Annotated in this window: 19 protein-coding genes; 16 read left to right on the forward strand and 3 right to left on the reverse strand. The window is 71.7% G+C overall.

The features are described from left to right. The first annotated feature begins 150 nt into the window (after positions 1–150). From AB0I77_RS03455 to AB0I77_RS03470, 4 genes are all read left to right on the forward strand, one after another. Positions 151–546, forward strand: coding sequence for a cell division protein SepF (locus AB0I77_RS03455; protein ID WP_363280632.1), 396 nt, complete (start codon positions 151–153; stop codon positions 544–546). A gap of 86 nt (positions 547–632) precedes the next feature. Next, positions 633–1,874, forward strand: coding sequence for an ATP-binding protein (locus AB0I77_RS03460; RefSeq protein ID WP_363280633.1), 1,242 nt, complete (start codon positions 633–635; stop codon positions 1,872–1,874). Beyond that, positions 1,871–2,197, forward strand: coding sequence for a nucleotide pyrophosphohydrolase (locus AB0I77_RS03465; RefSeq protein ID WP_363280634.1), 327 nt, complete (start codon positions 1,871–1,873; stop codon positions 2,195–2,197). Before AB0I77_RS03460 ends, AB0I77_RS03465 begins: the two co-directional genes overlap by 4 nt. Before the next feature lie 265 nt (positions 2,198–2,462). Then, positions 2,463–2,933 carry a DUF6099 family protein gene (locus tag AB0I77_RS03470; protein WP_363280635.1) on the forward strand — a complete coding sequence of 157 codons (471 nt, stop codon included), beginning with the start codon at positions 2,463–2,465 and terminating at the stop codon, positions 2,931–2,933. Positions 2,934–2,974: 41 nt separating this feature from the next. Here AB0I77_RS03470 and AB0I77_RS03475 read toward each other — a convergent pair whose 3' ends face one another. Then, positions 2,975–3,166 (reverse strand): hypothetical protein, encoded by a 192-nt coding sequence (locus tag AB0I77_RS03475; protein WP_363281131.1) that lies wholly within the window; start codon positions 3,164–3,166, stop codon positions 2,975–2,977. Between the two features lie 210 nt (positions 3,167–3,376). Here AB0I77_RS03475 and AB0I77_RS03480 point away from each other — a divergent pair, with 210 nt between their 5' ends. The 6 genes from AB0I77_RS03480 (at position 3,377) to fxsT (ending at position 15,893) form a co-directional block, all read left to right on the forward strand. Next, complete coding sequence (locus tag AB0I77_RS03480; protein WP_363280636.1) at positions 3,377–4,300, forward strand: LLM class F420-dependent oxidoreductase; 924 nt, start codon at positions 3,377–3,379, stop codon at positions 4,298–4,300. Positions 4,301–4,544: 244 nt separating this feature from the next. Next, positions 4,545–6,029: a 3' terminal RNA ribose 2'-O-methyltransferase Hen1 gene (locus tag AB0I77_RS03485; protein ID WP_363280637.1), complete on the forward strand. Its 1,485-nt coding sequence runs from the start codon at positions 4,545–4,547 to the stop codon at positions 6,027–6,029. Further along, complete coding sequence (locus tag AB0I77_RS03490; protein ID WP_363280638.1) at positions 6,026–8,602, forward strand: polynucleotide kinase-phosphatase; 2,577 nt, start codon at positions 6,026–6,028, stop codon at positions 8,600–8,602. Before AB0I77_RS03485 ends, AB0I77_RS03490 begins: the two co-directional genes overlap by 4 nt. A gap of 123 nt (positions 8,603–8,725) precedes the next feature. Then, positions 8,726–10,240, forward strand: coding sequence for a hypothetical protein (locus AB0I77_RS03495; RefSeq protein WP_363280639.1), 1,515 nt, complete (start codon positions 8,726–8,728; stop codon positions 10,238–10,240). Positions 10,241–10,251: 11 nt separating this feature from the next. Then, positions 10,252–11,346, forward strand: coding sequence for an AAA family ATPase (locus AB0I77_RS03500; protein WP_363280640.1), 1,095 nt, complete (start codon positions 10,252–10,254; stop codon positions 11,344–11,346). Between the two features lie 95 nt (positions 11,347–11,441). Beyond that, positions 11,442–15,893, forward strand: coding sequence for an FxSxx-COOH system tetratricopeptide repeat protein (fxsT, locus tag AB0I77_RS03505; protein ID WP_363280641.1), 4,452 nt, complete (start codon positions 11,442–11,444; stop codon positions 15,891–15,893). 51 nt (positions 15,894–15,944) lie between these two features. On the opposite strand, the gene AB0I77_RS03510 is transcribed toward fxsT, so the two are convergent. Next, complete coding sequence (locus AB0I77_RS03510; RefSeq protein WP_363280642.1) at positions 15,945–17,237, reverse strand: cation:proton antiporter; 1,293 nt, start codon at positions 17,235–17,237, stop codon at positions 15,945–15,947. 148 nt (positions 17,238–17,385) lie between these two features. On the opposite strand from AB0I77_RS03510, the gene AB0I77_RS03515 reads away from it, so the two are divergent. From AB0I77_RS03515 to argF, 6 genes are all read left to right on the forward strand, one after another. Next, on the forward strand, positions 17,386–18,561 hold the full coding sequence (locus tag AB0I77_RS03515) for a hypothetical protein (RefSeq protein WP_363280643.1): 1,176 nt from the start codon (positions 17,386–17,388) through the stop codon (positions 18,559–18,561). Beyond that, positions 18,558–19,685: a caspase family protein gene (locus AB0I77_RS03520; protein ID WP_363280644.1), complete on the forward strand. Its 1,128-nt coding sequence runs from the start codon at positions 18,558–18,560 to the stop codon at positions 19,683–19,685. Before AB0I77_RS03515 ends, AB0I77_RS03520 begins: the two co-directional genes overlap by 4 nt. 96 nt (positions 19,686–19,781) lie before the next feature. Next, entirely contained in the window at positions 19,782–20,018 is a 237-nt protein-coding gene (locus AB0I77_RS03525; protein WP_363280645.1) for a hypothetical protein, read from the forward strand. A 94-nt stretch (positions 20,019–20,112) separates the two neighbouring features. Next, positions 20,113–21,894: an HEXXH motif domain-containing protein gene (locus AB0I77_RS03530; RefSeq protein ID WP_363280646.1), complete on the forward strand. Its 1,782-nt coding sequence runs from the start codon at positions 20,113–20,115 to the stop codon at positions 21,892–21,894. A gap of 111 nt (positions 21,895–22,005) precedes the next feature. Then, positions 22,006–23,229 carry an arginine deiminase gene (locus AB0I77_RS03535; protein ID WP_363280647.1) on the forward strand — a complete coding sequence of 408 codons (1,224 nt, stop codon included), beginning with the start codon at positions 22,006–22,008 and terminating at the stop codon, positions 23,227–23,229. 111 nt (positions 23,230–23,340) lie between these two features. Further along, entirely contained in the window at positions 23,341–24,348 is a 1,008-nt protein-coding gene (gene argF, locus AB0I77_RS03540; RefSeq protein WP_363280648.1) for an ornithine carbamoyltransferase, read from the forward strand. A gap of 21 nt (positions 24,349–24,369) precedes the next feature. Here argF and AB0I77_RS03545 read toward each other — a convergent pair whose 3' ends face one another. Continuing rightward, positions 24,370–24,822, reverse strand: coding sequence for an ATP-binding protein (locus tag AB0I77_RS03545; RefSeq protein WP_363280649.1), 453 nt, complete (start codon positions 24,820–24,822; stop codon positions 24,370–24,372). Between the last annotated feature and the right edge of the window lie 135 nt (positions 24,823–24,957).

The following is a 24,957-nucleotide window of genomic DNA, read 5'->3' on the forward strand; positions in this document are numbered from 1 at the left end:
TTGATCACGAGGCGTTACGCCCGTCACACAGCCGTTCCGGGGCCGCTGTGAGGTGTGCCCGGATCGCGGAGCGTGTCGCAGTTGGGCCGAACGGGTGACCATGCGTAAGAATTGCGCGATGCAGACAGCAGTGCGAGCCAAGGACGGAGCATGCCGGTGAACAGCCGCGATGTCACCGACGAACAGTGGGAGGGGCTCGCCCAGGTCGTACCGCTGCGAGGCCGGGACGCCTGGCCGTCCCAGGTCGGCCACCGGTCCATACCCGAGGCCGAGACCGAGGCCAGGCGCCGGTTCGTCGTCTTGCGGATCATCGTGTTCGCGGACGCCCGCGAGGTCGCCGAGACGCTGATGGCGGGCATCCCCGTGCTGCTCGACCTGACCGGCGCGGAGACCGAGGTCGCCAAGCGGGTCCTCGACTTCAGCACGGGTGTCGTCTTCGGCCTGGCGAGCGGGATGCACCGCGTCGACCGGAACGTGTTCTTGCTCACGCCGGCCGGAACCGAGGTGACGGGGCTCATGGAGGGGGCGAAGGTTCCCGAGGCGTGAGGGGGTCAGGAGTCACGGTCGCCCGATCGTAGGAAGGTCGCCGGGGCGGAACGGTTCGCCTGACGGCGTGGTCCTACCGTCCGGATATGACCGTGTCCCCCGCCACGACCATGTCCGCGGCGTCCCCCATGTCCTCTGTGCAGTCCCCGGTGTCCTCCGTGCCGTCCCCGGCGTCACGCGGCGCCGGCGAGGACCGTCCGCACGGTCCGGACCGTCCCGACCGTCCGTGCGTCACCGAACTGCGGCTGTCCGCCTTCGCCGCACACCGCCGCGCCGGCTTCCCGCTCGGACCGCTCACCCTCTTCGCCGGGCCCAGCGGCTGCGGCAAGACGAGCGCGCTGCGGGCGTACGAGGCACTCGCCCGGCTCGGCGGCGGCGCCGACGTCGGCGAGGTGTTCCCCGACCCGGTCGCCTGCGTGCCCGAGCGGGCCCGGCCCGACGCCCAGCACCGCCGCGGCTTCCGCATCGGCTGCGTCGCCGACGGCCCCGAGGGCCCGGTCCGGCTCGACGTCGCGATCCAGGCGGAACCCGAACTGCGCATCGTGGGGGAGCGGTTGACGGCGGACGACCTGGTCCTCCTGGAGACCGCCTTGCGTGACCCGGCGCGCCGCACCGTACAGGCCGCCTGGCACACGGCCGGCTCGGCACCGGTCACCCGTGCCCCGCTGCCCGACGACCGGCTCGGCACGGCGCTGCTCCCGCTGCGCGTGGCCGGCAAGACGGACGGGCAGCGCCGGGTGCTCGCCGCCGCCGAACAGATGGTGGTCGCCCTGCGCTCCGTCTTCTCCTGCGATCCGCGGCCCGGCCGGATGCGCGCCCCCGTCCGGACCGGCTCCGGGCGGCTGCTCGGCGGCTGCGACAACCTCGCCGACGTACTGGGGCGCACCCGCGTGGAGTGCGGGAACCGGCACACACAACTCGTCGCGGCGGTGCGCGCCGGATGCGCCGGACCCGTCGCGGACCTGCTCGCCGAGCAGCTCACCGACGGCACGGTCCGGGCGCTGCTCGACCGGGGCGACGGGAACCGGACGGAGTGCGGGCGGCTGGGCGACGGCGAGCTGAGGTACGTCGCGCTGGCGCTGGTGCTGCTCACCGGGCCGGGGGTGCTGGAGGTCGACGCGGCCGGCGAGGTGCCGGCGGCCATGCAGACGCTGACGGTGCTCGCCGACAACCTGGACCGGGACCTGGACCCACGGCAGCGGACCGAACTGCTGCGACTCGCGGCCCGCATGTGCGACCGCGGCCATATCCGGCTCGTCGGGGCGGTGGGCGACGCGTCGTGGGCCGTCGGGGTGGACTCGGTCACGGTGGTACACCTGAAGCCGTGACAGAACCTCTCGACGTGGCGAAACTCCAGCGCAGGCTGGCCGAGTTCGCGGCCGCGCGCAACTGGCAGCCCTACCACACCCCCAAGAACCTCGTCGCCGCGCTCAGCGTGGAGGCCTCCGAACTGGTCGAGATCTTCCAGTGGTTGACGCCCGAGGAGTCGGCCCGCGTCATGGCCGACCCCGACACCGCGCACCGGGTCACGGACGAGGTCGCCGACGTGCTCGCGTATCTGCTCCAGCTGTGCGAGGTGCTCGGCATCGATCCGCTGGCGGCGCTGGACGCGAAGATCGACCGGAACGAGCGGAGGTTTCCGGCGTCGTAAGGCGTAGCCGCGAGGAGCAGTCGCGAGGAGCAGTCGCGCGGAGCAGCCGCAAGGAGCAGTCGCGAGGAGCAGGCAACTCCGCTTTCACTCTCCGCAGTCAAAAACCCGGCCGATATCGACTCGTTGTCCGCAGATTTCGGTCTTCCTCTAGCTTTTCGTCTCAGCGACCCTCACGCTGGGTAGTGGACAAGTAGTGCATGTGTACTGGGCAAGGAAGTTCGGGCGGACGTGCCGAAGGGCGCGTCGAGACAGACGGGGGCAGCGCATGGACGCGGTGCGGCTCATCGTGACGAGCAGGCGTGCCCTGGCGGGAAGTGACGTGGGGCCGGATGTCATGGCGGAGGTGTGGCAGGCGCAGGCCCTGGCCCAGGCGATAGGGAGCCGGCTGGCGATGGCGGGCCCGCCCGAACTGCGGGGCGAGGCACGGGGATTGACCGAACTGGCGAGCAGAGGCTGCGGGGTCCTGGACCGGCCGGACATCGTGACCGAGGACCTGCGGGCGACCCAGCTCACCGAACTGGGCGACGCCCGTCAGGCCTTGATGTACCTCGGCGGACTGCTCGGCGAGGTGGGCATCGCCCTGGTCGGCCTCGCCTCCGCGGCGGACGACGAGGGCAGGTACTGGCAGTGCATGGAGGCGATCGACGCGGCGGACGAGTCGAGGGACCGCGTCCTGGACATGCTGCGCAGACTTGCGGACCGGGATCAGGCGCTACGGGAGAGGGAGGCGGGCTGACAGCGAAGGCTCCACGCGGAGCTCATTCGAGGTCGCCCTCCTCATCCGAGGTCACCCTCCTCAATCGAGGCGGACGCGGGCGCCGACGCCTGGCCCGCGCCTCCGGCCGACTGGAGATCCGCGTCCAGGGCCGACAGGTCCGCGTTCAGCGCCGCCATCAACTCCTCCATCTGCTGAAGCAACCCTCTCGGCTGCCCAGCCCCTGCTTGGAGCGGCACAGTTTCTTCGGACATGTCGGACATGACGGCCTCCTCGGCCCGGTGCGGGCGCCGGACGGTCCGGCTCCGCCCGAGCCAACGATCACCACGGGACCGGGTCACTGGCGAGGTCACCCCCCGCCTGCGGCATTGACGGATTTTCACTCGACCGGGCAAGAGGGCGGCCGGGGAGCGCCCAGGGGGACCGCTGGGGGTGACCGTAACGACGGCGTGCAGGATAGGAGCATGGATCTTCGCATTTTCACCGAGCCCCAGCAGGGGGCCACGTACGACACCCTTCTCACGGTCGCCAAGGCCACCGAAGACCTGGGCTTCGACGCATTCTTCCGCTCGGACCACTACGTCAAGATGGGTTCGGTGGACGGCCTGCCCGGCCCCACCGACGCCTGGATCACCCTCGCCGGCCTGGCCCGCGAGACCGAGCGCATCCGGCTCGGCACCCTGATGACCGCCGGCACCTTCCGGCTGCCCGGCGTGCTCGCCATCCAGGTCGCGCAGGTCGACCAGATGTCCGGCGGCCGGGTCGAACTGGGCCTGGGCTCGGGCTGGTTCGAGGAGGAGCACACGGCGTACGGCATCCCGTTCCCGAAGGAGAAGATGGGCCGGCTGGAGGAGCAGCTGGAGATCGTCACCGGACTGTGGGCGACGAAGCTCGGCGAGACCTTCGACTTCCACGGCAAGCACTACGACCTCACCGACTCGCCCGCGCTGCCCAAGCCCGCGCAGCAGAAGATCCCCGTCCTCATCGGCGGCCACGGCGCGACCCGCACCCCGCGGCTGGCCGCGCGGTACGCCGAAGAGTTCATCATGCCGTTCGCCTCGATCGAGGACAGTGAGCGTCAGTTCGGCCGGGTCCGCGCCGCAGCCGAGGAGGCCGGCCGCAAGGCGGACGACATCACGTACTCCAATGCCCTCGTCGTCTGCGTCGGCAAGGACGACCAGGAGGTCGCCCGCCGTGCCGCCGCGATCGGCCGCGAGGCCGGCGAGCTGAAGGCCAACGGCCTGGCCGGCACCCCGGCCGAGGTCGTCGACAAGATCGGCCAGTACGCGGAGATCGGCTCCCGGCGCCTCTACCTCCAGATCCTCGACCTCTCCGACCTGGAGCACCTGGAGCTGATCTCGTCCGAGGTGCAGGCGCAGCTCTCGTAAACCAGTCGCGGTTGTCGTAAACCAGTCGCCGCCGGCAGATGTCCACCGGGGAACCCCGTGCCGTCCACGGCGGCGACCCGGCGGCGTATGCCGAGCAGACCCGAGCGGTATGGCGCACTGCACCCCTGACCTGGAGCGCTGACGGAAAAATCCCGAGTGTTCCAGGGAGGCTCGCTGTACGTTGTGCGGACCCCCGCTGTTGTCCGTCAGTGAAGCTCATCCGGCGTTTCGAGGTATCCCCACCGTGTTCCTGACCATCAGCACCACCGGCACCCCCGACCGCCCGGCCACCGACCTCGGCTACCTGCTGCACAAGCATCCCGAGAAGGCGCAGGCGTTCTCCACGTCCTACGGCAAGGCGCACGTCCTCTACCCCGAGGCCGACGCCGGGCGCTGCACCGCGGCGCTGCTGCTGGAGGTCGACGCGGTGGCACTGGTGCGGCGCGGCAAGGGCAAGGGGCGCGGCGGGGCCCCCGACGCGGCGCTTTCGCAGTACGTCAACGACCGCCCGTACGCCGCCTCCTCGCTGCTCGCCGTGGCGCTGAGCGGCGTCTTCTCCAGCGCGATGCGGGGCGTGTGCCACGCCAGGCCCGAACTCCCCGAGCAGGCGAGGCCGTTGCGCATCGAGGTGCCCGCGCTGCCGGCCCGGGGCGGCCCGGAGCTCGTACGACGGCTCTTCGAGCCGCTCGGCTGGGCGGTGACCGCCGAGCCGGTGGCGCTGGACAGCGAGTTCCCCGAGTGGGGCGACTCGCGGTACGTGCGTCTCGTCCTGGAGTCGGCGGAGCTCACCCTCGCCGCGGCCCTGCGCCATCTGTACGTCCTGCTCCCGGTCCTCGACGACGCCAAGCACTACTGGGTGGCGCCCGACGAGGTCGACAAGCTGCTGCGGGCCGGCGAGGGCTGGCTGCCCGCGCACCCCGAGCAGAAGCTGATCACCAGCCGCTATCTGGCGCGCCGCTGGTCGCTGACCCGGCAGGCGATGGAGCGGCTGGAGCTGGTGCGGCTGGCCGAGGCCGACGACACCGAGGTCGAGGAGATCGACAACGCGGTGGGGGCGGAGACCGAGGCGGAGGAGAAGCCGACCCCGCTCGCCGTGCGGCGCCGGGACGCGATCGTCGCCGCGCTCGGCGGGTCCGGCGCCACCCGTGTGCTCGATCTCGGATGCGGCCAGGGCCAGTTGGTGCAGGCGCTGCTCAAGGACGCACGGTTCACCGAGATCGTCGGCGTCGACGTGTCGATGCGCGCGCTCACCATCGCCTCCCGGCGGCTGAAGCTGGACCGCATGGGGGAGCGGCAGGCCTCGCGCGTCAAGCTCTTCCAGAGCTCGCTCGCCTACACAGACAACCGGCTCAAGGGGTACGACGCCGCCGTGCTCAGCGAGGTCATCGAGCACCTCGACCTGCCCCGGCTGCCCGCCCTGGAGTACGCGGTGTTCGGCGCGGCCCGCCCCCGCACCGTCCTGGTGACGACCCCGAACGTCGAGTACAACGTGCGCTGGGAGACCCTCCCGGCCGGCCACGTCCGGCACGGCGACCACCGCTTCGAGTGGACCCGCGAGGAGTTCCGGACCTGGGCCAGGGCGGTGGCCGAACGGCACGGGTACGGCGTGGAGTTCGCGCCGGTCGGGCCCGACGACCCCGAGGTGGGACCGCCCACGCAGATGGCCATCTTTTCCATGAGCACAGCCACGGTCAGGACCATGAACGAGAAGGAGGCGAAGGCAGCATGACCGAGACTCAGGTTTCCCAGCAGCAGGGGCGCGTCCTGCCCGTCACCGACCTCTCCCTCGTCGTCCTCGTCGGCGCCTCGGGATCCGGCAAGTCCACCTTCGCCCGCCGGCACTTCAAGCCGACCGAGGTGATCTCGTCCGACTTCTGCCGCGGCCTGGTCGCCGACGACGAGAACGACCAGAGCGCCAGCCGTGACGCCTTCGACGTCCTGCACTACATCGCCGGCAAGCGCCTCGCCGCCGGCCGCCGCACCGTCGTCGACGCCACGAGCGTGCAGCAGGACTCCCGCCGACAGCTGATCGACCTGGCCAAGCAGTACGACGTGCTGCCCATCGCCATCGTGCTCGACGTGCCCGAGGAGGTCTGCGCCGAGCGCAACGCGGGCCGCGCCGACCGCGCCGACCTGCCCCGCCGTGTCGTCCAGCGTCACATCCGCGAACTCCGCCGCTCCCTGCGGCAGTTGGAGCGCGAGGGCTTCCGCAAGGTGCACGTGCTGCGCGGTGTGGAGGACATCGAGAGCGCCACCGTCGTCACCGAGAAGCGCTACAACGACCTGACCCACCTCACCGGCCCCTTCGACATCATCGGCGACATCCACGGCTGCGCGTCCGAACTGGAGTCGCTCCTTGGCAAGTTGGGCTACGTCGACGGCGTGCACGCGCAGGGCCGCACCGCGGTCTTCGTCGGCGACCTCGTCGACCGCGGCCCGGACAGCCCCGGCGTGCTGCGCCGCGTCATGTCGATGGTCCACTCGGGCAACGCGCTGTGCGTCCCCGGCAACCACGAGAACAAGTACGGCCGTCACCTCAAGGGCCGCAAGGTCCAGCACACGCACGGCCTCGCCGAGACCATCGAGCAGATGGAGGGCGAGAGCGAGGAGTTCAGGCAGCGGGTACGGGAGTTCATCGACGGACTCGTCAGCCACTACGTCCTCGACGGCGGCAGGCTCGTCGTCTGCCACGCCGGTCTGCCGGAGAAATATCACGGCCGCACCTCCGGCCGGGTCCGCTCGCACGCGCTGTACGGCGACACGACCGGGGAGACCGACGAGTTCGGGCTGCCGGTGCGCTACCCGTGGGCCGAGGACTACCGCGGCCGGGCGGCGGTGGTCTACGGCCACACACCGGTCCCGGAGGCCACCTGGCTCAACAACACCATCTGCCTGGACACCGGCGCCGTCTTCGGCGGCAAGCTCACCGCGCTGCGCTGGCCGGAGCGGGAACTGGTCGACGTACCGGCTCAGCGGGTGTGGTACGAGCCGGCGAAGCCGCTGCGCACCGAGGCGCCCGGTGGCCACGACGGCCGCCCGCTGGACCTCGCGGACGTGCACGGGCGCCGGGTCGTGGAGACGCGCCACGCAGGCCGGGTGTCGGTCCGGGAGGAGAACGCGGCGGCGGCCCTGGAGGTCATGAGCCGCTTCGCGGTGGACCCGCGACTGCTGCCGTACCTCCCGCCGACCATGGCGCCGACGGCCACCTCGCACATGGACGGCTACCTGGAGCACCCGGCGGAGGCCTTCGCGCAGTACGAGCGGGACGGCGTCGCGCGGGTCGTGTGCGAGGAGAAGCACATGGGCTCGCGGGCGGTGGCCCTGGTGTGCCGGGACGCGGACGCGGCCCGCAAGCGGTTCGGCACGGACGGCCCCACCGGGTCCCTCTACACGCGTACCGGCCGCCCCTTCTTCGACGACGAGTCGGTGACGGAGGAGATCCTGGGCCGCCTCCGGACGACGATCGGCGAGGCCGGCCTGTGGACCGAACTCGCAGCATCCGATGGCGCCTCCGGCGCGGGCGACTGGCTGCTGTTGGACGCGGAACTGATGCCGTGGTCGCTGAAGGCCTCCGGCCTGCTGCGGTCGCAGTACGCGGCCGTGGGCGCCGCCTCGGGAGCGGTGTTCCCGGGCGCGCTGGCCGCGCTCCAGGGCGCGGCGGCGCGGGGCGTCGACGTGTCGGACCTGCTGGCACGCCAGAGCGAACGGGCCGATGCCGCCGCGGCGTTCACGGATACCTACCGCCGCTACTGCTGGACGACCGACGGCCTGGACGGCGTCCGCCTGGCCCCGTTCCAGATCCTCGCCGTCCAGGGCCGCAGCCTCGCCGCCCTGCCGCACGACGAGCAACTGGCGCTGCTGGACCGCCTCGTGGAGCACGACGCGAGCGGCCTGCTGCAGACCACCCGTCGCCTGTACGTCGACACCGCCGACCCCGAGTCGGTGCGGGCGGGCGTCGACTGGTGGCTGGAGATGACCGGCCGGGGCGGCGAGGGCATGGTCGTCAAGCCGGTCGGCGCGGTGGTGCGCAGCGAGCAGGGGCGCCTGGTGCAGCCCGGCATCAAGTGCCGCGGCCGCGAGTACCTGCGCATCATCTACGGCCCCGAGTACACGCGCCCGGAGAACCTCGCCCGCCTGCGCGGCCGTTTCCTGAACCACAAGCGCTCGCTCGCCATCCGCGAGTACGCGCTCGGCCTGGAGGCACTGGACCGGCTGGCCGAGGGCGAGCCGCTGTGGCGGGTGCACGAAGCGGTGTTCGGGGTACTGGCGCTGGAGTCGGAGCCGGTGGACCCGCGGCTGTGAGCGTGCGGGCCGCCGAACGGCCCCGAGGCGGGTCGCGATCCCACTCGTCCCTGGTGAACCGCTGGTTGCCGTGCTAACTTCGCTGCTCGGTCAGGCAGGCGTACCGACTCAGGGGGAAAGTCGGTGAGTACAGGCGCGGCGTTCGGCGGGTCCGGCGGCGAATCCGGACATCAGCCGGAGTTCGAGCTGCTGTTGCGGCTCACCGAGGTCCTCTGCGAACTGGGCTGCATGGAGGACGCGCCGGGCCGGGTGCAGTTCGCCGGCCTCCTGGGCGGCCAGCTCCGCCGCCAGGTGGACATACGCGGCGTCAAGCTCCGTGAGGACGTGGTGAGTCTGGTGACCGCCGCGCTGAGTGTGGCGGGCGGCGAACACGTACTGGTCGGCGTGGTCCGCATCCTCGAAGGAGCCCCGGCGGGAGACGAACTCGACCGGCTGATCGCTCCTGCCGCCGCCCTGGCCGGGCCGTTGTCCAAGGAGGACGAGAAGAGCGCCAGAGTCGCCCTCACCCGCGGCGACCTGCCCACCGTACGGTTACGGGACGAGCTGGCCGAGGAACTCGTCGGGCTGGACCTGCCCGACGGACTCACCCCCGAGCAGCTCTTCGCACACCTCCTCGAATGGAACACGCAGTGGGACGGTCTGCCGCCGGTCGTGCTCCTGCTCGACCTCGCGGCCCATGTCGCCCCGACCGGTGAACACCGCCTCGCGCTGACCGCATGGGTCGACGACTGGGTCAGACGCGCGGGCCTGACCGCGGAGTTGGCGCAGCGGCGCCAGGGGCGCGCGACGGTGGTGAGATCGCCCGACATCCCCCGCACCCTCGTCGTCGCCGTCGAACCGGCCGGGGACGGCAGTACGGACGTGGTGGTGCGGACCTGGACGAACGCGACGCCGGGCCGCTGGGACCCACGGCCCGGCGAGCCGGACACGATCCCCCTGACCGACCTCGGCCGGTCGGTGGACGAAGCGCTCCAGCGCGGCACCCAGCGGTGGCTGGTGCCGCGCGAACCCGAACTGAGCAGACTTCAGGAGCCGCCTGCGTACATAGAGTTCATCCTTCCGTACGAGCTGCTGAACCACGATGTGGCGGGGTTGACGTTTGCCATCGGCGACAGTCTGCCCACTCCGCTCGGCCTTCGATACGGGGTGCACCTACGCAGTCTGGAACGCATGCGTACGGACAACGCGGTGGTCCGGCAGCAGTGGCAGCGTCGTTGGGCGGCGCTGAAGCAGCATGGGATCTCGGTGCACCCCTGGAGAGAAGCGGACGCCCGGCGCCTGTCCGCGTGGCAGATCGCGCTCGCCGGGGAATCAAGACATACGGCGGTGCTGTTGGACGCGCCGGCCGGAGCGTCCGCTCAGGCGCTCAAGTCGGCGATCGCGGAAGGGATCGGATTAGCTGTCTGGGACCGTAGAGGCGTGTTCGAAGAGGAGCGGCGCGAGGTGGTGACCGCGGTCTTCGCGGCCGTGGCACTGCCCGTTCAGCTACCCTCCGTGATCCACCGCATGCGTCTGAACGCCGAGCGCGGCGCGGACGACGCGGTCCAGTACCTGGCCAGGAACATCGGATTCTTCTGGGACGACCCCACGCGGGTCGTGGACATCCAGACCACCGACCCCGGCGATCTCGCCAGCTAGGAGGCTTCGGCATGAGCGCACCGGAACGGACGGCCGCGGACGACTGGCGGGTGTTCCACGCCACCGGACACCCGCAGGACGCCACACCCCCGGCGCTCGGCCCGCCGCCGCCCTGGCGAAGGTTCCGCGGCGGTCCGGTCGAGGCACCGCCCCAGGACGATCCTGAGGCCGCACTGCGTCGCCTGGGGCCCGGCGGCATCACGCCACAGCTCGACGAGGAACAGATAGACACGGTCAACGCCGCCCTGCTGCTGCGCCGTCCGCTCCTGATCACCGGCCCTCCCGGCGTCGGCAAGTCGACGCTCGCCTACCTGATCTCGCGTGAGCTGGGGCTCGGGCGGGTGCTGGAATGGAACATCGTGAGCCGTACCAGCCTGCGCGACGGCTTGTACGTCCATGACGCCATGGGCCGTGCCCAGGCCATCGCCGCCTGGCAGGCCGGACTGCGTGAGGTGGCGGGGCCGGAAGCGGCAGTCGAAAACGACGTGCGGGCCGTCAACCCGAGCGCATCGTCAACAGATCGTCAACTTGCGCCGGTTCTGGGTGAGTTCATTACACTGGGGCCTCTGGGCACGGCCCTGTTGCCCTACGGTCGGCCCCGGGTGCTCCTCGTCGACGAGTTGGACAAAAGCGACATCGACCTGCCGAACGACCTGTTGCATGTCCTGGAGAATGGAAGTTATGAGGTTCCGGAGCTGGTGCGCGATGCCGCCGAGGCGGCGAGCGTGCACACCAGTGATCCGGGAGGCCGGGCCGTGGTGCGGGACGGACGAGTCGAGTGCCGGGAGTTCCCGGTCGTGGTGATCACCAGCAACGGGGAGCGGGAATTCCCCGCCGCCTTCCGTCGTCGCTGTCTGCCGATGGAGATGCACACTCCCACCCGGGAGCAACTACTGGCCATGATCGAAGGGCACTTGGGCCTCAGGCCGGAAGGCACGGAAGACCTGGTCGACCTGTTCGTTCAGCGGGTTCAGGCGGGGGGTACCCATTCCCTCGACCAGTTGCTCAACGCCGTCCAGATGACTACCACGGGTGGTTTCCACGCCGACGGTGACGGGCGTAAGCTCGTGGAAATGCTCCTCCGCGACCTCGCGAAGGGCCGCTGATGACCGGCTTTCCCAGGGAGCGCGCATCCGGACCGGGCGACGGGGATCCCGCATCGGGATCGTCGCCGCCGTCTTCGGCGTACCCGGAGCCCGACGTGCGCGCGAGCGAGCACGGAGAGCGGACCCCGGCCGGTCCCGATCACCTCGCGCCGCGCTGGCAGGAGTTCGCCGACGCGGTGTGGCTCGCCGCGTACTGGGAGCGGCACGGCGGTCCGGGCGGCGCGGCTGAAGAGGCGCCGAGCCCGGTCCGGGAGGCACAACGGCCACCGGACTCCGAGGCCGCACCCCCACCGGCGGCCGACGACGATGCATCCCCCCGTTCGCCCGGGGCTGACGAGGACGATCCCCCAGAGACCACAGAGACCACAAAGACGCCAGAACTCTCAGCGCCGCCGACGACGAGCCGTTCCGGCGCCGACCGCGTCCCCGCCCCGCCGACCCCGCCCGCCGACCGCGTCGCCGCTGCCCAGCGCCTCTTACTCCACCCCGAAGGCCCCTTCAAGCTGCACCTCGGGCCGCCGCTGCTGCCCCAGGCGGGGCCGGACCCGTCCGGCCCCGGCCGCGTCACGGCCCGGCTCGCGCGCGCCCTGCACCAACTGGCCCGTCGCATCCCCTCCCGCGACGGCCTGGAGCTGGACGAGGAGACCACCGCCGAGCAGGGCGTCGCCGACGGGCTGTGGATGCCGTTTCTGCGCCCGACCCGGGTCTCCGCCTTCGACCTGGTGCTGCTGCTCGACGACGCGCCCACGATGAAGATCTGGGAGGAGACCGCCGCGCGCCTCGGCCGCGCCGCCGAGCACAGCGGTGCCTTCCGGAGCGTGCGCACGATCCGGGTCACCGTGCCGCGCACCGGCACCGCCACACTGCGCTGGTCCACGGGGCGGGCGGTCGCCGACCCCGCCGAACTGCTGGACGGCCGGCGCGGCCGGATCTTCCTCGTCGTCACCGATGGCCTCGCCCACGGCTGGGCCGCCACCGCCGCCGACGAACTCCTCGGCCGGCTGGCCCACGCCGGCCCCACCGCCCTCGTCCACCTGCTGCCGCCGCACCTGCGTCACCGCTCCTCGCTCTACCCGTACCCGGTCGTCCTGGAGGCCGGCGGTTTCGGGGCGCCCAACGACGGCCTCGGGCACTGGGCCCCGCCCGGCGGGCCCGATCCGATGCGACCGCTGCCCGACGCGGGCGACGACTCCGTCGCCGTGCCCGTGCTGTCCCTGAAACCCGCCTCCCTCGCCGCCTGGTCCGACCTGGTCACCGGTGGGCGCGGCGTGCGGCGCTCCCTGCCCGTGGTGCTGGCGGGAGCCCTCAGCAAGGGCGCCCCCGCTCCCGGCCTGCGCGCCCCGCGCTTCCCGCGCGCCGCCACCGCCGCCGTCCGGCGCTTCTTCAGCCTCGCCACCCCGTCCGCCCGTCGGCTCGCCACCCAACTGGCCGCCATTCCCTTCGACTTCGACCTGGTCGAGCAGTTGCGGCGACGCGTCATGCCGGAGACCGGTCCCGATCACCTCGCCGAGATCCTCATGGGCGGGCTGATCGACTGGGAAGGCGGCGCGGAGGGGCGCCCCGAGTTCGCCGAGGGCGTCCGCGAGGCGCTGCTCGCGACCACCACACGCAGCCAACTCGCCCGCACGGTGAGTGTGGTGGGCGAGCTGCCCGCAGCCGGGGCGCGGGGTGTCGCACTGCGCGCCGCCCTGCACGACCCGCTGCGGGCCAGACTGCCCGATCCGGCCGAACACGGGTGGGCGCGCAGCGAACTGGCCGTGATGCGAGCCCTGTCGGGGCCTTACTCCGAACGGGCCAGGCGCATAGAACCGAACCTGTCCAGGAACGCCCCAGCCGCGGCCGTACGGGTGACAGACGGTTTGCCCGCGGATCCACCCCCAGAGGTGAATAACGCGGGCGAAACGCCTCCATCCGGCTCAGCGGGCAGTGACCCGGATTCGGGAATTTCCGATCGGACTGGAGAATCCGCGCCGTCTGCGGCGGCCGGCGCGAACCAACAAGAAACCCCGGAGGCAGAGTCGCTCATGCAGAGCACCACGACCACAACGCCGGCCCTACTGGTGAACGTCCCGATGCGGAACACCTCGTTCGTCGGCCGCCAGGCGCTGCTGAGGGCCGTGGAGGAGCAGCTCGCTACCCAGGACACCGCGGCCGTGCTGCCCAATGCCCTGCACGGTCTCGGTGGCGTCGGCAAGTCCCAGCTGGCACTGGAGTACATCTACACCCACCAGCGCGACTACAAGATCATCTGCTGGATCCCGGCCGAACGCGAGAGCCTCATCCTGGCCGCGCTGTCCTCCCTCGCCACGCAGCTGGGCGTCGCCCCGGCCGCCCAGGACAGCATGGGCGCCGCCGCGGCCAACACCGCCGTGCCCGCCGTACTGGAGGCGCTGCGTACCGGCAGGCCGTTCGACAACTGGCTGCTGGTCTTCGACAACGCCGAGGACATCGAGGCGGTGCGCGGCTACTTCCCGCACAACGGTCCGGGCAAGGTCGTCGTCACCTCCCGGAACCGGGGCTGGGAACGCGTGGCCACCTCGCTGCCGGTCAACGTCTTCGAGCGCGACGAGTCCATCGAGCTGCTCCAGAAGCGCGCCAAGGACCTGAGCCGGGAAGACGCCCACCGGCTTGCCGAAGAGCTCGGCGACCTGCCGCTCGCCGTGGAGCAGGCCGGCGCCTGGCTCGGCGTCACCGGCATGCTCGTCGACGAGTACCTCGAACTGCTCGCCCGGCGCAGCCCGGAGATCCTCGAACTCGACGGGGCTCCCGACTATCCGGTCTCCGTCGCCGCGGCCTGGGACATCTCCCTGGAACGCATCAAGGCGAACAACCCGGCCGCCCGTCAGCTCCTCGACATCTGCGCCAGTATGGCTCCCGAGCCGATCCCGCGGTCCGTGCTGCGCAGCAGCCGAGGCGTCACCATCACGCCTCAGATCGACGGCATGCTGCGCGAGTCGATCAGACTGAACCGGGCCATCCGCGACCTCAGCCAGTTCTCCCTGATCAAGGTCGAGCCGCGCTCCGACACCCTGCAGATGCACCGCCTGCTCCAGACCGTGCTCCTCGCCAAGCTGAGCCCCGAGGAACGCGAGAGCATGCGGGAGGCCGCTCATCAGCTGCTGTCCGCCGCCAAACCGGGTGCTTACGGATCCCCACTGGAGTGGCGCGACTATCAGGCGCTGCTGCCCCACGTTCTCGCCTCGCAGGCGGTGACCAGCACCGACTCCTGGGTCCGCGACCTGGTCTACGACACCATGTGGTTCCTCTACTACTGGGGCGACCACGAAGGCGCCGCGGCCTTCGGCCGGCAGGCATGGAGCGCCTGGCTCGCCGCTTCGGGCGAGGAGGACATCTATGTCGTCCGGATGACCAAAGGCCTCGGATTCCTGTTGCGCCAGGTCGGCCAGATCCGCGAGTCGATCCCGCTCACCGAGAAGGCGCTGGAGGTCTCACGGCGGGCGGGGGTCGAACCCGAGGAACTGATCGACTCCCTGTGCGAGATGTCCGACGCCCGCCGGAACCAGGGCCGGTTCCAGGAGGCACGGGACCTGGGCAAGGAGGCCACCGACCTGGCCCGTTCACTGTTCGGCACCGGTGACCCGGCGACCCTGCGGGCCTCGCACAGCTGGAGCGTCGACCTGCGCCTGTGCGGGCAGTACCAGGAGGCGCTGACGCTGGACGAGGAGACCGCCCGCCAGCGCGACACGCTGTTCGGACCCGTCAGCTTCTTCACCCTCAACTCCCTTCAGTGTATCGGCGTCGACATGCGGGAGACGGGCCAGTACCCCGAGGCGCGCGCATTCCAGGAGGACGTCTACCGCCGGGTGTTCGCCGCGTTCGGTGACGAGCATCCGCTGACCCTGCGCGTCGCCCGTGAGCTCGGTGTCTGCCGCCGCCGGGACGGGGCCCTCGCCGAGGGCGCCAAGCTCGCCGAGGACACCCTGCGCAGCTTCAAGGCCCGCTACGGCGACGACCACCTCGACTCGCTGACCACGGCGACCAACGTCTTGGTCGACCGGCGCCTGGCCGGGGATCTGGAGGGCTCTCACCGGCTCGCCGGGGCCACCGTGACCAGGCTGGAGCGGCGCATGGGCGGGAACCACGCGCACACTCTGGTGGCCAAGGCGAACCTGGCCGCCACCGAGCGGGCCATGGGCGCTCTGGACACCGCGCAGGAGCTGGAGGACGACGTGGTGCGCCGGCTGAGCGACACGGTCGGGCCGCACCATCCCTTTGCCCTCACCGTCGGCATCGGCCAGGCCAACACCGCTTACGCCCGGCTCGACTTCGAGCGGGCGCACACGATCGACTCCGCCCAACTGCCGCTGCTGACCGAGGTGGCGGGCGAGAACCACCCGCTCACCCTCTCCTGCACCGCCAATCTCGCTCTCGACCTGCGGGGCCTCGGTCGCGGCGAGGAGGCGGACGTGCTCCAGCGCAAGGCGGTGGAGGGCTTCGCCGGGGTGCTGCGCACCGACCACCCCTGGCTCCAGGCCGCCCGCCAGCGCCGCCGCATCGAGTGCGACATCGCGCCCATGCCCATCTGACCCGAGGCCGCGCCCGGCGCGGTCCCGCGCCGGCCGGGCGGGCGGAGATCGTCAGCCAGGGTCCGCCATGGGCGCCGTGGGCGTGTCGGCCTGGACCGGCGTCGGTGCGGGCGTGGGCCGTCGTCCGGCCGGGCGGCGGACCAGGAGCAGCAGGGGCTGGGTCAGCAGGGTCGTGGCCAGGGCCATGAAGACCAGGACCGTGTAGAGGCGCCCGCTCAACAGGCCTGCCTGAAGGCCCACGTCGAGGGCGATCAGCTCGGTGAGACCACGGGCACTGAGCAGGACGCCCACGGTCCGTGCGTCGTCGCGGTCGAGACCGCCCAGCCGCGCCGCCGCCGTACCGCTGCCGATCTTCGTGACGACCGCCAGGACCGTCACCGCCAGCAGGGTCAGCCATCCGGTGGAGTCCATGCTGCCGAGCGCCACGGACTGCCCCGAGATGACGAAGAAGAACGGCAGCAGCAGCGAGCTGACGTCGTGCAGCGGGCGCAACAGGTCGGCGTCGAGCGTGCCGCCCTTCTCCCGCGGTGTGACGACACCCGCCAGCAGTGCGCCGAAGATGACGTGCACGCCGACGGCGTGCGTCACACAGGCCGAGGCGAGAGCGAAGCCGATGAGCAGCGCCAGCCGCAGCGCGGGATCCAGGCGGGTCGCGTAGAGCAGCCTGCGCAGCAGCGGCGGGGCGGCCAGCAGCATCAGCGCGATGAAGCCGGCCGTGACGCCTACCCGCCACTCCCAGGCGAGCGTGTCCCCGTCACCGCCGACCAGGGCCCCGGCGAGCACCGTCCAGCCGATGACGTCGAGCAGTCCGGCGGCGGAGACCGCCACCACACCGGGCACGGTGCGGGCCAGACCGTTCTCCCGCACTATGGCTGTCAGGACCGGCACCGCCGTGATCGACAGCGCGACCCCGGCGAACACCACCTGTGCCGGGGTGAGTTCGGGCATGTCCAGGTCGCGCAGCTGCTCCCGGAACAGCAGCGCGGCGCCGCTGCCCGCGGCCATCGGCACCACGAACGCGACCACCGCCACGATCGCCGCCGTCCGCGCCCGGTCGCCCAGGACCTTCAGATCCAGCTCGTAGCCGACGGCGAAGAGGAACACCACCAGGGCGAACTGCGCGAATCCGGTCATCGCCGGGCCGATCTCCGCGGGGAACAGCGCCTCGTGGGCAGCAGGGGCCAGCGCGCCCAGGAGGGAGGGGCCGAGCGCTATGCCTGCCATCAACTGGCCGACGATGTAGGGCTGTTTCAGCCGTCGGGCGAGCCATCCGCCCGCGTGGGCGGCGACCAGGATCAGAGCCGCGGCGCCTACGAAGTGCAGAACCAACGCGTCAGGGCGCAACGTGTCCCCTTGTCCAGTTGTGGTGGGCCGCCGGTCCGGCCAGAGGCAGCCCTCGGACGTTCTGTCGACTCAACTGCCCTAGAATATGGGTACGTTGCCGTCGCAACGGCAGTCGTAAACGGCGCGGGACGGGTGTCACGGGGGGCACATGACGGCGGTCGTCTTCATCCACGGGACCGGGGTTCGCGAACCGGGCTTCTCTGCGCTGGCGGGGCGCGTGGCCGCCGGGCTGACCGCATGGCGCGACGGACTTCGCGTCGTGCCCTACTACTGGGGAGCGGCACACGGTGCCACGCTCGCGGCCGGCGGCGCGAGCCTGCCGTCCTGGTCCGGGACCACGCGGGGGCTCGGCGAAGGCCCGGCAGAGCCGGCCACGGGTGACGAAACAGTTGCGACCTGGGCCCTCCTCTACGCCGACCCGTACGCGGAACTGGCCCTGGCCGCCGCCGAATCCGCCCCGGCCACCGAACGCCCGCCCGGCTCCGTGCCGCCTCAGCAGCGGATGCGGGCACAGCTCACCGCACTCGCCGCCCAAGGCGACACACCCGCCGCGGAGTTGGGCCCCGGCCTGGCGCGCGCCGCCACCGACCTCGCCGCTCATCCCCTGCTCGGCCCCGCCGCCGAGGCCCTCGACCCGGCCGACCTCGCCGTTCTCGCCGCCCGCTCCCTGACCGCGCGCCTCATCGCCGACGCCCTCGACGCCGACTTCCCGCTCGTTCCGGTCGGCGAGACCCGTGACACCGTCACCGCTCGCATCGCCGAGGCCCTCGGCGCGCCACCCCTTGGCACGGAGCGCGGGCTGCGCTCCTACCTGCTGCGGAGGGCGGGCGCGGCGGCCTCGCGTGCCGTGGTGCGCCGTCGACGCGCCCTCACCGAGGCGGCCCATCCCGCTGCCGGTGACATCCTGCGCTACCTGAGCCGAGGCGCTGCCTTCCGGGACGACCTGCGCACCCTGGTCGCCGGCCTGGAACCGCCCGTCGCTGTCATCGGCCACAGCCTGGGCGGCATCATCGCCCTCGACACACTGATCTCCGCCCCGCTGCCGCAGGTCGGACTCCTGGTGACGGCGGGCTCGCAGGGCCCCTTCCTCTACGAGTCGGGCTCCCTGCCGTCCCTCGAACACCCCGCGCCACTGCCGTCGCACGTTCCCGCCTGGCTGAATCTGTACGACCCGCGCGATCTGCTCGGCTATCTCGGCGCGGGCCTCTTCCCGGGCCGCGTCACCGATGTCGCCGTCGACGGCGGCCAGCCGTTCCCCGCCGCCCACAGTGCCTATTGGACGAACCCCGCCGTGTACCGTCACATCGTGGACCACCTGCCGTGACGGGCCCGATGCCGTCCGTCGACCCTGCCCGGGTGCACGCTCTCGTCGTCGGGATCGAGGCGTACGAGGCCGGGGACAGCTGGCGACTGCCCGGGCCCGCCCGGGACGCCGTACGGTTCTGGCGGCTGCTGCGGGCAGCCGGGGTGCCGCAGTCCCAACTCCGGCTGCATCTGGCCCCGTTGCCGTCCTACGATCCCGAAGTCCCGTACGAACGCGCGGACCGGGCGACCCTGCGCCGGGTCCTCGTGCGCGAACTGTCCCCGGCCCAGGGGGACCTCCTGTGGGTGTGGTGGGGCGGGCACGGCGTGCTGGACCGGTCCGGGCGGCTGCGGCTGTTCTGCGCGGACGCCGACGTCGCCGACAAGGCGGGGATCGACCTGGACTCCGCGCTCGCCCGGTACGCGGGCGACGCCGTGCCCGGTCTGCGCGAGCAGATGTGGATCGTGGACGCCTGCGAGACCTTCGAGGAGGACCTCGCCTTCCAGGAGGCGCTGCCCGCGGACGCCCTGCCCGTCGGGCGGCCCAACCACGTGCACCGGCAGACCGTGCTGCGCGCAGCCGGACGGGGCAGGGTGGCGGCGAACGACCCCGTGCGCGCCACCGGCCTGTTCTCGGACGTCCTGCTCGGTCTGCTGGACGACCGGGCGGCCGATCTGCCTGCCCCGCCCGATCCGGAGGAACTGTTTCCGGCCGTTCGGGCGCGCATCGCGGCCCTCAGGGAAGAGGGCCGTACTCTTCAGTATCCCGAGATCCGGCTCCAAGGACCCGACCGCACCGAGATCCTGCCCCCGGCCGGACCGCCCGACGTGCCGCGACCGCTCTCGGCGATGCAGCGGGCCGTGGAAGCCTTGCTCGCCTACGACCTGATGAACGATCCCGCCGAACGCCAGACGGTCGTCGCCGCGCTGAACCCCCGTGTCACAGCAGTACTGCGCCGCCACAGCAAGGCGCGTACCGACGCCGTCAACATCCTCGACGGGCTCTCCCGGCGGCACCCGGAGGCACTGAGGGACCTGTACGACGCCGTGGTCTCCCTCGACGACGATCCGGGGCTGAAGGTCGAACTCGCCGCGGCGCTGACCGAGTTGGCGGCCACGTCGGCCCGTTCGCGTGATCGGAAGTGATCGGTGGCGTGATCGTACGGTTTTCACCCCGGGTAGTAATGGCCATGATGGAAAGGACACGGGGCATCGCGTGCCACCGTGCCAGAAGGGAGCATCTTGGACCAGCCGCCCGCTCTGCGCCACGCCGGAGTCGCCGCACCTGAACCGGCCCCCGCCACCGCGGGGACCGGAGTCTGGGAATCCGATCTGGCGGACCTCGCGGCGCTGCCCCTGAGTGCCGTGGACGGTCTCCCCACCCTGCCCCCCACCACGCGCCTGCTGACCGAGGTGCTGCGCGCCCGCAGCAGCATGAGGAGCAGCGAGGGAGGGGACAAAGGCGCCCGAGCCGATTAGCCGCCGCCCGTCCCGACGGCAGAGCCCCGGTGCGACACCCGCACGCGCACCGGGGTCCCTGCATGCCCGCCAACCCGACCGGAGGTCCGCGACGATGACCAGCGAGCGGCGCCATGGTCCCTTCCGTATGCCGGACCGGCTCTTCGCGGAGCTGGCCACCGGAGGCGGCTCGGCGGAGGCCTTCGCCTTCCTCGAACGAGGGGAACGGGCTCGGCGGTTGCTGCTTCTGCGCACCCTCCTCGACCACCTCGGCACCCTGCCCACACCACTCACCCCGGCCGCCGAAGCCTGGCGGGCGCTCAAGGAGGCGGCCGACAAGTCGTCCGAGCCGGTCGAACGCCTGCTGCTGGCCCCGGCGACCGGCGGCTGGATCTCCCACATGCTGCGCCGGGTGCACGGCACGGCGACCGGGCCGCCGCTGTGGGCGGAGGCGGGTCACCTGTGCGCGCTGGCCCTCTCGGCCTCCGTGCTCGCCGGCACTCGGACGGCCCTCGACGTCCCCCTCACCAGCGGACGGCTGCCCCTGCCCGGCCTCGGCATGCTCCAACTCCCTGACGCGACAGAGGGTTTGGCGGTCGGCCGGGCCACGACGACCGGGGGAGAGCTGACCGTCACGGGGCCGGGCAACGCGACCGGCACGGTGCGGGTGACCTGTCGCCCGGGCGCGGTGGTCCTGCGGGAGGGGGCGGCGGATGCCGACCGGACAGTGGCTCCGGCTGCGAGTCCGGGGCCGGACGCCGGCGTCTGGCTTCCCCTGCGCACCCTCACCCACGCCGGCCCCGATGGCAGGGCTCCCTTCACCGTCGTACTCGAAGACCTCGACCCCTACCGCGACCTCGACGACCATCTGCCCCCCACCCGGCTCGACGAGGACGAGGCGCGGGAGTGGCAGCGGCTGTTCGGCGAGGCCGTGCGGATCCTCGCGCGGCCGGGCATACCGGGCCCCGGGCGGGTCGACCCCGCCAGGATCCGGGCGATCGTGCCCTTCGGACGCACCGCCGTCAGCCCGCCCCCGCCGCCCTTCGTCCAGGTGTCGGCCTCCAGCGGGGACTCCTTCGGCGGCATGCTCATCGTCCGCCCGGCCTCCGCGCTCGCCCTCGCCGAAACCCTGGTGCACGAGCTTCAGCACAGTAAACTCGCCGCCCTCCTGCACCTGTTCTCCCTGCTGGAGGACGATCGGGTCGAGCGCTACTACGCCCCCTGGCGCACCGACCCGCGCCACCTCACCGGTCTGCTGCACGGCGTGTACGCCTTCACCGGCGTCGCGGGCTTCTGGCGGGACCGGCCGGCCGGTGCGGAGGGTGCCGAGGCGGTCGAGCGGGCCGGTGCGGAGGGTGCCGAGGCGGTCGAGCGGGCCGCCTACTTCTTCGCGCTGCGCCGTCTGCAGAGCCGGCTCGCCGCGCGCACCCTGCTGACCAGCGGCCGTCTCACGGTGCAGGGCCGTGCCCTCGTGTCGGGCCTCGCCCGCACCCTGGACGGCTGGCTGCGTGAGCCGGTCCCGCCTGCCGCGTTGACCCGCGCCCGCACGGCCGCCGCCCTCCACCGCACCGAGTGGCGCCTGCGCAACGTGGTGCCCGCCTCGGCCGGCGCGCCGTCGGACCTCCGCTTCCGGCCGGACCGCACCTCCTGGCCGGACGTCCGCACCCAGTCCTTCGCCACCCGCCCGACCGTCCCGCGCACCGCCGACGAGCATCTCGCCGCCGGAAACCCGGCCGCCGCGCTCGCCCGCTATGCCGACGACCTGGCCGCCGACCCCGCCGAACCGCACGCCCTCGCCGGCTGGATCGTCGCCCGCGCCACTCTCGACCCCGGCCGCACGGCCCGCCGTATGCTGGCCCGCCCGGAACTGCTCCAGCCCCAGCTGATCCGTAGGTGACCGTCGCCCGCACCGCGATGTCCCGTTTATCGTCAAATGGACGAAAACAAGTGGTCGAAGAAACGATCGGACCAGCGGGTCAAGACGCCTCCCGATGGTCAGGATGGAGGCATGGCATTCCATGTCGACTCCGAGGCCGGGCGGCTGCGCCGCGTCATCCTGCACCGGCCGGATCTCGAGCTCAAAAGGCTCACCCCCAGCAACAAGACGGCACTCCTCTTCGACGACGTGCTGTGGGTGCGCCGGGCGCGCGCCGAGCACGACGGGTTCGCCGACGTGCTGCGCGACCGCGGGGTCGCCGTCCACCTCTTCGGCGACCTGCTCATCGAGGCCCTGGCGATCCCGGCGGCCAGATCGCTCGTCCTGGACCGCGTCTTCGACGAGAAGGAGTACGGGGTGCTGGCCACCGACCACCTCCGGGCCGCCTTCGAGACCCTGCCCGCGCGCGAACTGGCCGAGCTGCTCGTCGGCGGCATGACCAAGCGGGAGTTCCTGGAGGCGCACCCGGAACCGACCTCCGTGCGCTTCCACGTCATGGAGCTCGACGACTTCCTGCTCGGCCCGCTCCCCAATCACCTCTTCACCCGCGACACCTCCGCGTGGATCTACGACGGCGTCTCCATCAACGCCATGCGCTGGCCGGCCCGGCAGCGCGAGACCGTGCACTTCGAGGCGATCTACCGGCACCACCCGCTGTTCCGTGACGAGGCATTCCAGGTCTGGTCCGAGGGGCAGGCCGACTACCCCTCGACCATCGAGGGCGGCGACGTGCTCGTCATCGGCAACGGCGCGGTCCTCATCGGCATGAGCGAGCGCACGACCCCGCAGGCCGTCGAGATGCTCGCGCACAAGCTGTTCGAAGCCGGCTCCGCGCAGACGATCGTGGCCCTCGACATGCCCAAGCGGCGTGCCTTCATGCACCTCGACACCGTGATGACCATGGTCGACGGCGACACCTTCACCCAGTACGCGGGGCTCGGCATGCTCCGCTCGTACACCATCGAACCGGGCGTCGACGGCAAGGAGCTGAAGGTCACCGACCACCCGCCGGAGCACATGCACCGCGCGATCGCCGCCGCGCTCGGCCTGAGCGAGATCCGGGTACTGACCGCGACCCAGGACGTGCACGCGGCCGAACGCGAGCAGTGGGACGACGGCTGCAACGTCCTGGCCGTCGAGCCGGGCGTCGTCGTCGCCTACGAACGGAACGCCACCACCAACACCCACCTGCGCAAGCGGGGCATCGAGGTGATCGAGATCCCGGGCAGCGAGCTGGGGCGGGGGAGGGGCGGACCGCGGTGCATGAGCTGCCCGGTCGAGCGGGAGGCCGTATAGCAGCCGCAGGGGCAGCCGTATGGCAGCTCCGTATAGAAATGCTGTTCTTCGTATAGACTTCCAGGGTCAGTCGTTCTCGTGTCCTTCGTTCTCGTCTCTCTGGAGCGCCCCATGGCGACAGTCCCGACCGCCCTCGCCGGCCGCCACTTCCTCAAGGAGCTCGACTTCACCGAGCGGGAGTTCCTGGGTCTGATCGAGCTGGCCGCCGAGCTGAAGGCCGCCAAGAGGGCCGGGACGGAGACGCGGTACCTGAGCGGGAAGAACATCGCGCTGATCTTCGAGAAGACCTCCACGCGCACCCGGTGCGCCTTCGAGGTCGCCGCCGCCGACCAGGGCGCCTCGACGACCTACCTCGACCCCTCGGGCTCGCAGATCGGCCACAAGGAGTCCGTGAAGGACACCGCCCGGGTGCTCGGCCGGATGTTCGACGCGATCGAGTACCGCGGGGACGCCCAGGCCAAGGTCGAGGAGCTCGCCGCGTACGCGGGCGTGCCCGTCTACAACGGCCTCACCGACGACTGGCACCCGACCCAGATGCTCGCCGACGTGCTGACGATGACCGAGCACAGTGACAAACCGCTCTCCGACATCGCCTTCGCCTACCTCGGCGACGCCCGCCTCAACATGGGCAACTCCTACCTGATCACCGGCGCGCTCCTGGGCATGGACGTCCGCATCGTCGCCCCGCAGGCGTACTGGCCCTCCGAGGAGGTCATCGGCCGGGCCCGCAAGCTCGCCGAAGCCGCCGGCGGCCGTATCACCGTCACCGAGAAGGTCGCCGAGGGTGTCCGCGGCGCCCACTTCGTCGCCACCGACGTCTGGGTCTCCATGGGGGAGTCCAAGGAGGTCTGGAACGAGCGGATCGCCGCCCTGACGCCGTACGCCGTGACGATGGACGTCCTGCGTGCCACCGGCAACCCGGACGTCAAGTTCCTGCACTGCCTGCCCGCCTTCCACGACCTCGGGACCAAGGTCGGCCGCGAGATCTACGAGTCCCACGGCCTTGAGTCCCTGGAAGTGACCGACGAGGTGTTCGAGTCGGCGCACTCGGTCGTCTTCGACGAGGCCGAGAACCGTATGCACACCATCAAGGCCGTCCTCGTGGCAACGCTGGCCTGACCTGGCCTTACCCGGCCATGGTCACACCGGACGCCGCTGACGCGGTATCGACGGCAGCCTGAACCACACCGCCTTGCCGGACTCGGTCGGGCGGTGACCGCAGGACGAGCTGAGCGCGCGGATCAGCAGCAGGCCGCGCCCGTGCTCCTGCCAGGGGTCGGGAACGGCGACCGCCGGGAGTGTGAGGTGGCTCGGCGGCGCCGGGTCCGGGTCGTGCACCTCCACCTGGCAGCCGGTCGGCAGCAGCTCCACCACGAGCTCTATGGGCGTCTCGCCGGTGGTGTGCTCCACGGCGTTCGCCACCAGCTCCGCCGTCAGCAGCTCCGCGGTGTCGCTGTCGGCCCCGTGCTCCAGCTCGGCCAGCGCCGTGCGCACCAGGGCGCGCGCCACAGGCACGGCCGCGGCGGAGTGCGGCAGCGCGACGCGCCAGGAGGCGGAGGCAGAGGGGCTTTCTTGCACGGCTGGTCCGTTCATCAGCAGGCTGTCCTGCTTTCAACTTCATAAATGGTACGGCGCCGTCCGGCCGGGGCGTTCGACGGGCTCCGCGTTCCATCCATCGAGAGTCGGCAATCCTGAGCTATCGCGCACTCATGACGACAGTCACGGATG

Origin of the sequence: Streptomyces sp. NPDC050619 (assembly GCF_040654815.1) — a bacterium.
Classification (GTDB): domain Bacteria; phylum Actinomycetota; class Actinomycetes; order Streptomycetales; family Streptomycetaceae; genus Streptomyces.